This is a genomic window from Plebeiibacterium marinum (genome assembly GCF_026013615.1).
GTDB classification, from domain to species: domain Bacteria; phylum Bacteroidota; class Bacteroidia; order Bacteroidales; family Marinilabiliaceae; genus Saccharicrinis; species Saccharicrinis marinus_A.
In genome coordinates this window covers 88,924-96,646 of sequence record NZ_JAPDPI010000021.1, presented here as the reverse complement: position 1 = coordinate 96,646, position 7,723 = coordinate 88,924, and the positions used below count along the sequence as shown (strand labels likewise).

Genomic DNA, 7,723 nt, shown 5'->3' with positions numbered 1-7,723 from the left:
GCGGTCTGGACGGGACTCGAACCCGCGACCTCCGGCGTGACAGGCCGGCATTCTAACCAGCTGAACTACCAGACCAGTATAAAACATAATTCAATCTTTTCAATTTCTTAAAACAAAAAACATTTTCTTTGTTTTTGCTTTCATTTGCGGTCTGGACGGGACTCGAACCCGCGACCTCCGGCGTGACAGGCCGGCATTCTAACCAGCTGAACTACCAGACCAACAATGTTTGTTTTTTCTGAAAGCGATGCAAAGATAGAGCTTTTGTTTCTACTTGCAACATTTCAAGCGTTTTTTTTAATGCAAAATTGAATAAAATTTCCTGTATCTCAATACTGGCTTGCAAACCAGAGGGTTGTGCGGGATAAAAAATGAGCTAATTTTAAAGTTTTTTTGCCCCGAAAGCCAGTTTTATCCTTGTGTCAGATAAAAAACGTAATAATACCTGGGGGTTATTTGTTATGTCAACCAGCATCGGGTAGGAATAGTGTATGGTTAATTAAAATTATTACTTCTGGTTAGGTGCAAAAAAAAAGGGTGAGATTGTAAAAATCTCACCCCTTTAAAAATGATATTAAATAATTACTTATTTAATTTATCTTTTGTCTTGTTAAGCAATTCTCCAACAGTGATAATTTCAAGGAAAGTTGTACCACCACCGATAGCAAAACTGTTTCCTAAGTAAGCCACTTGGTCAGCATCTTCAAGAATCTCTTTTTTCTTCAATTTTTCAAGAGTTTTGATCAAGATTTCCTCTTTAGAACCACCTTGCTCCATGATTCTGGGAGAAACACCGTAAGAAAGGTTTAACTCTCTTGCAGTTCTTGGGCTAAAGCTAAGAGCATAAACAGGAGTGTTTCTGCGGAAAGCAGCCAAATAACGAGCCGTTCTACCAGAAATACTGTCAGTAAGAACCGCTTTAACGCCTAAGTCGTTCGCTGATTTTAATGCAGTTTCAGCTAAGTAAGCAGTTTTACTTTTTGAAATATTTGGTACGTGGATATCGTTACGGATATCTTTAGATGCTTCAACTTCTGCAGCGATAGAAGACATGGTTTGTACAGCTTCAACACCATAGTCACCATAAGCAGTTTCACCACTAAGCATGATGGCATCAGTACGGTAATAAATTGCGTTAGCAACGTCAGTAACCTCAGCACGCGTAGGACGAGGGTTTTTGATCATTGTGTGTAACATTTGAGTTGCCACAATAACAGGCTTTTTAATCTCAACACACTTTCTGATCAATGCACGCTGGATTCCAGGAATTTTTTCCTGAGCGATTTCGATACCCATATCACCACGGGCAATCATCACACCGTAAACACATTCAAGAATTTCGTCGATGTTATCAACACCTTCCTGGTTTTCAATTTTTGCAATGATTTTAGCAGGGCATTCCAAAAGATCCAATTCTTTTTGAACGTCAGCAACATCCTGTGCATTTCTTACAAAAGAGTGAGCAATAAAGTCCACTTCTAATTTTGCAGCGTATCCAATAAAACGGATATCTTTTTCAGTTAAAGATGGAAGGTTGATGCGAACTCCAGGAACGTTAACACTCTTTTTACCACCAATTTCTCCGTCGTTTTCAACAGAACAAACCAGGTAATCATCTTTAGCTTCAATTACTTTAAGTGCAGTTTCCCCATCATCGATAAGAACATCGCTGCCAACAGGTACATCTTTAACAAAATCCTGGTATGATACGCAAACGCATTTTTCAGTAGACTTTGTTTCAGGAGCTCCTTTAACCATGATGGTTGATCCTTTGGCAACTAAAATTTTGCTACCATCTTCAGTAGGAGTAGTTCTGATTTCAGGACCTTTAGTATCTACTAAAAGGGCAACTTTTTCAGAAATAGAACGAACAGTTTTGATCACTCTTTCCATTCCTTCGTAATCCATGTGGGCAGTGTTTAATCTAACCACATTTACTCCTGATTTAATTAATTTTTTTACGTACTCGTGTTCACATTTCATGTCCGACACGGTAGCAACAATTTTCGTAAACTTTTTCATCAACTAAATTATTTATTTCAATTTTTCTTGTTATTTCAATTTTCCTTTACTTGTTCATTTAAGAAGCTCTCAACGGCCAAATCATACGATTTTAATCCAAATCCGGCAATAGTTCCTTTACATACGGGCGATATGAAAGAGTGGTGACGGAAGGATTCCCTTTTAAAAACATTTGATATGTGTACTTCAACTACCGGAGTGGTAATTCCGGATATGGCATCGGCAATAGCTACAGAGGTGTGCGTATAAGCGCCGGCATTAAGAATTATTCCATCAAAATCAAACCCTGTTTCATGGATTTTATCTATTATCTTTCCTTCGCTGTTGGATTGATAATATTCCATGTCAATTTCGGGATATTTCTTTTGTATCTTAATAAAATAATCATCAAACGATTGATTACCATAAATATTTACTTCTCTTTTACCTAATAAATTTAGGTTCGGGCCATTCAATATTAATAGCTTCATTTTTTCTTTCTATTGAAAAGAATCAATTTGTCTTTGAGCACTTATAAATTCGCTGCAAATGTATTGAAAACTTATGTGATAATAAAACAGATTTTGGAAACAATAAGAACAAAAACCTTGTTTTTATAGACTATAAATAAGTATAACAATAATAATTTCTGTATTTGAGACATTTATTTTACTATAAATGCTTGTAGGGTAGGGGGTAGGGCGGTTTTTTGAATTTGACTGAGATGAATTGTTTTTTTATCGGAAGTATACAAATTTTAACGTTTTTGGTAAGTTATAATATTGAATTGTAATATAAAGAACTAAATATGATTACAAATTGGAACCGGGGTATTTAGGACGATTTACATTTTGATGAATTTAATCAAAACTTTCAATCGTTGTTATTTTGTTATAGTGGTTCTTGCCTATAATTATCAGGGATAATGAAAGAATAAGGCAGATGTGTGCTTAATCAGGTGATTAGGAAAGCTGGCTTGTGTAAATATATTTGATATGCAATTTACATAAAAAAGATTTTTTTTCTTGATTGCTACAATTCATGTTATTATATTTACTTTAAAATGCGTGATAAATAATATTTAATGTAAATAACATGATTTGGGAATCAGAAATTGAAAGTTTCAAAGGTTATCTTAAAGTTGAAAAAGGACTTTCAGATAATTCTATCAATGCATATGTTACCGACCTTACCAAGCTGGTTACTTTTGTAAAAGAAAAAGGAATTTTAGATAAAGGGCCTGATGGCATCAGTCTTACCGAGTTGAATGAAATGATGGAATGGGTTACCCAAAGGGGGATAAGCCCACGTACCCAGGCAAGGATAATTAGTGGGATCAAATCGTTTTTTAAATATTTGTTGATTGAAGAGAAGATTGAGAAAGATCCAACAGCTCTTTTGGAATCACCAAAAATTGGAAGGAAATTACCAGAGATTTTATCTGTTGAAGAAATTGATTCCATTATTGCGGCAATTGATACTAAAAAGCCTGAAGGTCAAAGAAACAAAGCGATATTGGAAACTCTTTACAGTTGTGGATTGAGGGTTTCGGAGCTTATTGATCTTAAAATTTCCAATCTGTTTTTTGAATCAGGTTTTATAAAAATTGAAGGGAAGGCAAATAAAGAACGACTGGTACCGATAAGTACCAAGGCTATCAAAGAAATCAATTTGTATTTGAGTGAATACCGCCGGACTTTACGTATCCATCCGGATAGTGAAGATGTTTTGTTTTTAAACCGAAGAGGGAAAAAATTATCGCGGGTAATGATATTTACCATTATTAAAACCTTGGTTGAGGCCATTGGGATGGAAAAAAATGTTAGCCCCCATACCTTCAGGCATTCATTTGCTACCCACTTAATTGATGGTGGAGCTAATTTAAGGGCCGTTCAGGAGATGTTAGGCCATGAATCGATAATAACAACAGAAATATATACCCATTTGGATAAAGAGTATTTAAAAAATACGATGATTCAATTTCATCCCAGGTCGTAATTCTTCAGAATGCCTGCATAGGGGTTATGTGCTTGTAAATTAGTGAAATTGGTCATTTGCTTTACTGCACAATAATGAATAAAAAAAGAGGAGTTGATCTCCTCTTTTTTTATGCTTTAAAAAATGTAAATATTACTTTCCCGTTTTCCCTGTTTTCGATAAAATTTGGGTGGGATTTAAAATCAACAGTTCCTGAATGTTCAAATATTAAGAGCCCATCGCTTTTTAATAATTTGTTTTTTATGATTAAGTCAGGAATGGTTTCCGAGTTTTTTAAGTCGTAGGGTGGGTCTGCAAAGATCATATCGTAAGTTTCAGCAGATCTTTCAATGAACTTAAAAGCGTCGCCTTTAATTACTTTAATGACGGGTTTCATACCCAGTTCTTCAGTATTTTTAAGTATGTATTTGAAATGGTTGTAGTTGAGCTCTACACACGTTACCTCTTTTGCTCCTCTTGAGGCAAATTCAAGGCTGATGCTTCCTGTTCCCCCAAATAAATCAAGAACCTTTAGGTTTTCAATTGTGTAATGATTGTTTAAAACGTTGAACAGATTTTCTTTAGCAAAATCGGTTGTGGGCCTTGCTTTAAAATTTTTAGGGGGAGAGAAACGTCTTCCCTTTAAAGAACCGCTTATTACACGCATAATGGAATGTTAATTAGATTTATATGGTTTACCAATGATACTTGTTTAAAAACAGCAGCAAATTTAAAATGCTTGCTCTCATTTGCTATCTCAACATGCTTAATGTATTTTTTTAGCATGCTGTATATGTCGTCGGTTTTAGATACCCTTCCTGATAAATAGATGTGCGAAGTGTGGGTGTTGAGTTTTAGTTGTTCAAACACTAAAAGGGTATAATACAAAAATTCTTTTTTGTTGTGAAAATTGAAGGTGTTGTGCAGTTTCAGGTTGTTACCTGCAATAATAATAATATCAAAACATGAGTTTTGTACATTGATGTACACCAAATGTTGGTCTGTATTAAAAGTTGTGTTTAATAATGCACTCTCAATGAATGGTATAGTTTGGTTAAAATAAAATACGTTTGAGAACTTAGAGCTAAGTAAATCTGAAAATTTTTCGGGAATGCTGAATATACAGTATGAATCAGCCATTTTAATTTTGTGGCTAAAAGTAATTTCTTCTTCGTATTTGTTTGGGTTGAAACAAAAATTGAGATAGTCCTCTTTCTGATTTTCATCAAATAAAGAAGATGGGATTAGGGTGTTGTGCTTTGTCTGGAATAAAACAAAGGTTTTTTGGTAAGGTAGTTGAAGGTATTCGTTATTGGCGATTTCGCTGTCGGTTACACCAAATAAGGATTCGTTAATTGAAATATTTTTATGATAAAATAAGATATACTCGTTGCTTATTGGGTCGAGTACACAAAAAGAAAATCCATCCAGAGCTAACTGGATGGATAAAAAATATGATGTAGTAATGTTTTTATCGAAATTATTGTCGATAACAAATTGGTTTGTCATAAATAATAAATTACGTTAAAGCAGTTTTTAATTGGAGTGCTTCAATGTTGGTAAATATGACTATTCCCAGTTACCGGCATTGTTATTAGTTTCTTCAAGAGAACCAACCTTTAAACCAGGGTATTTTTCAAGTTTTCCTGCTTTGTCGTTAAGGTTAATGATTTCTTGTTTATCAAGTCCGTCTAAGTATACGTTGTTGTGTACCTTAGCCTCAAATACCTGTACTTTTACACCAGAACCAGTAACAACTACTCCTGATCCCATTTCGTATTCTTCATTGCTTACAAAAGGAACAAACTTTAATGAATCAATTTGATAGTTCTTTCCAAATAAAGAGTCAAGAACACTTACCAAAATAGTATCACGCTTAATCATTCCTACTTTTAAGGCTTTTTCTTCAGTCCATCCCTCAGCTATCAAACTATCAGAAAGGCTACCTTCTTTTTTAACCAGTTTTAATGAATCTGATTTTACAAAGTTTATTAAAGAATCAAAGCTTCCTGTATATGTATCATATTGAGATTTGAATGCAACCTGGGCAGTTCTGATATCTTTAAGCTTTTCAATGTTTGCTTCGGTTCTTAGTTTTTGAACCCGATTAAACTCAATAACGCTATTGATACTGTCATAACAAAGATATGCTAAACCAACAATTGCAATAAATAGAACGATTTGAATTACTGTTTTCATTATTTTACAGATTTTTGTATTAGTTTGAATGCACAAATTTAAAAAAAAAATCAAATTTTGGATTTTGATTACACTTTTTTATAGTCAATAATGATAAATAAACATCTAATATCTGAAATTATTGCTCATTTTGAGCATATTCCAACAGGGGCTCAGAGTGGCGCAATTGAAAAATTCGTCGATTTTTTGACATCTCCTGCTGATAATCCTGTTTTTGTTTTAAAAGGTTTTGCCGGAACAGGGAAAACCACTTTGGTAAGTTCGATGGTAAATGCTTTGAATAAATTAAATTTCAGACAAGTGTTAATGGCACCAACAGGACGGGCGGCTAAGGTGTTTTCATCGTATTCGGGATTGCCGGCTTATACAATCCATAAGGTAATTTACAGGCAAAAATCGGCCAATGATGGTTTCGGGAGCTTTAATTTAAATAAGAATTTTAAGTCCGATACGGTTTTTTATGTCGACGAGGCCTCAATGATTTCAGGGAATTCATTTGATTACACCGGGTTTGGGAGTGGGAACCTGCTTGAAGACTTATTCAATTTTGTGTTTGAAAACCGGAACTGCAGGTTGGTTCTTATTGGTGATTCTGCGCAGTTGCCTCCGGTAGGCAATTCAGAAAGTCCGGCGCTTGATGTGGATACCTTACAATGTTATGGGGGAGCGGTTACTTCTTGCTTTTTAAATGACATAGTAAGGCAAACGCATGAGAGTGGTATTTTAAAGAATGCATCTAATTTGAGGTTTTCAATTGAGTCGGATACTTTTTTAGATGATATACCAACTTTTGAGGTTGATGGGTGCCCTGATGTTGAAAGGATAACGGGGGAGGAACTGATTGATAAGATCACTCTTTCATATGATACGGTTGGGATGGATGAAACCCTTATTGTTAACAGGTCGAATAAACGCACCAACTTATATAATCTGGGCATCAGGAACTCTATTTTGTTTAAAGAAGAGCAACTCACCGTAGGGGATTACATATTGATTGTGAAAAACAATTATCACTGGTTAAAGGAAAGTAAAGAAGTTGATTTTATAGCAAATGGCGATATTGCTGAAATTGTGAGGATAAGGGGCTATGAAGAACTGTATGGGAAACAATTTGTGAATTGTACCATCAGGTTAATTGATTATAAAGAGCTTGAGGTTGATGTTAAACTAATTTTGGACGTGCTTACCGCTGATACCCCTGGCTTTACACAGAAGGAGCAGGAAGCTTTTTTTTATGAAATCATGGAGGATTATGTGGATTTATCGCCCAAAAGCAAACAATATGAGGCGGTAAAAAATAATGAGTATTATAATGCGCTGCAGGTTAAGTTTGCCTATGCCATGACTTGCCATAAGGCGCAAGGTGGGCAATGGAAAAATGTATTTGTAGATGCAGGCTTTGTACCTGAAGAAAATATAAACAGGGATTATTACAGGTGGTTATATACTGCCTTTACGCGTTGTACCGAGAAGTTGTACCTGGTTAATTTTAAGGATGAATATTTTGAATAAAAAAAAGGGGCATAAGCCCCTTTTATATTTATTA

Annotated in this window: 7 protein-coding genes and 2 tRNA genes; 2 read left to right on the top strand and 7 right to left on the bottom strand. The window is 34.9% G+C overall.

Going from position 1 to position 7,723, the window contains the following annotated elements; genetic code table 11:
• Position 1 precedes the first annotated feature (1 nt).
• From OM074_RS11605 to aroQ, 4 genes are all read right to left on the bottom strand, one after another.
• A tRNA-Asp gene (locus tag OM074_RS11605) sits at positions 2-75 on the bottom strand.
• A 72-nt stretch (positions 76-147) separates the two neighbouring features.
• A tRNA-Asp gene (locus OM074_RS11600) sits at positions 148-221 on the bottom strand.
• A 361-nt stretch (positions 222-582) separates the two neighbouring features.
• Positions 583-2,022 carry a pyruvate kinase gene (pyk, locus tag OM074_RS11595; RefSeq protein ID WP_301199643.1) on the bottom strand — a complete coding sequence of 480 codons (1,440 nt, stop codon included), beginning with the start codon at positions 2,020-2,022 and terminating at the stop codon, positions 583-585.
• Between the two features lie 35 nt (positions 2,023-2,057).
• A complete protein-coding gene (gene aroQ, locus OM074_RS11590) occupies positions 2,058-2,492 on the bottom strand; it encodes a type II 3-dehydroquinate dehydratase (RefSeq protein ID WP_301199642.1) in 435 nt (144 codons plus the stop codon).
• Positions 2,493-3,096: 604 nt separating this feature from the next.
• Here aroQ and xerD point away from each other — a divergent pair.
• Positions 3,097-3,999 carry a site-specific tyrosine recombinase XerD gene (xerD, locus tag OM074_RS11585; RefSeq protein ID WP_301199641.1) on the top strand — a complete coding sequence of 301 codons (903 nt, stop codon included), beginning with the start codon at positions 3,097-3,099 and terminating at the stop codon, positions 3,997-3,999.
• Positions 4,000-4,108: 109 nt separating this feature from the next.
• On the opposite strand, the gene OM074_RS11580 is transcribed toward xerD, so the two are convergent.
• The 3 genes from OM074_RS11580 to OM074_RS11570 are packed head-to-tail and all read right to left on the bottom strand — an operon-like array spanning position 4,109 to position 6,177.
• Positions 4,109-4,645 (bottom strand): RsmD family RNA methyltransferase, encoded by a 537-nt coding sequence (locus OM074_RS11580; RefSeq protein ID WP_301199640.1) that lies wholly within the window; start codon positions 4,643-4,645, stop codon positions 4,109-4,111.
• On the bottom strand, positions 4,636-5,487 hold the full coding sequence (locus OM074_RS11575; protein ID WP_301199639.1) for a DUF3822 family protein: 852 nt from the start codon (positions 5,485-5,487) through the stop codon (positions 4,636-4,638). Before OM074_RS11575 ends, OM074_RS11580 begins: the two co-directional genes overlap by 10 nt.
• 60 nt (positions 5,488-5,547) lie before the next feature.
• Entirely contained in the window at positions 5,548-6,177 is a 630-nt protein-coding gene (locus OM074_RS11570) for a hypothetical protein (RefSeq protein WP_301199638.1), read from the bottom strand.
• 90 nt (positions 6,178-6,267) lie between these two features.
• Here OM074_RS11570 and OM074_RS11565 point away from each other — a divergent pair, with 90 nt between their 5' ends.
• A complete protein-coding gene (locus tag OM074_RS11565; protein WP_301199637.1) occupies positions 6,268-7,689 on the top strand; it encodes an ATP-dependent DNA helicase in 1,422 nt (473 codons plus the stop codon).
• Positions 7,690-7,723 lie beyond the last annotated feature (34 nt).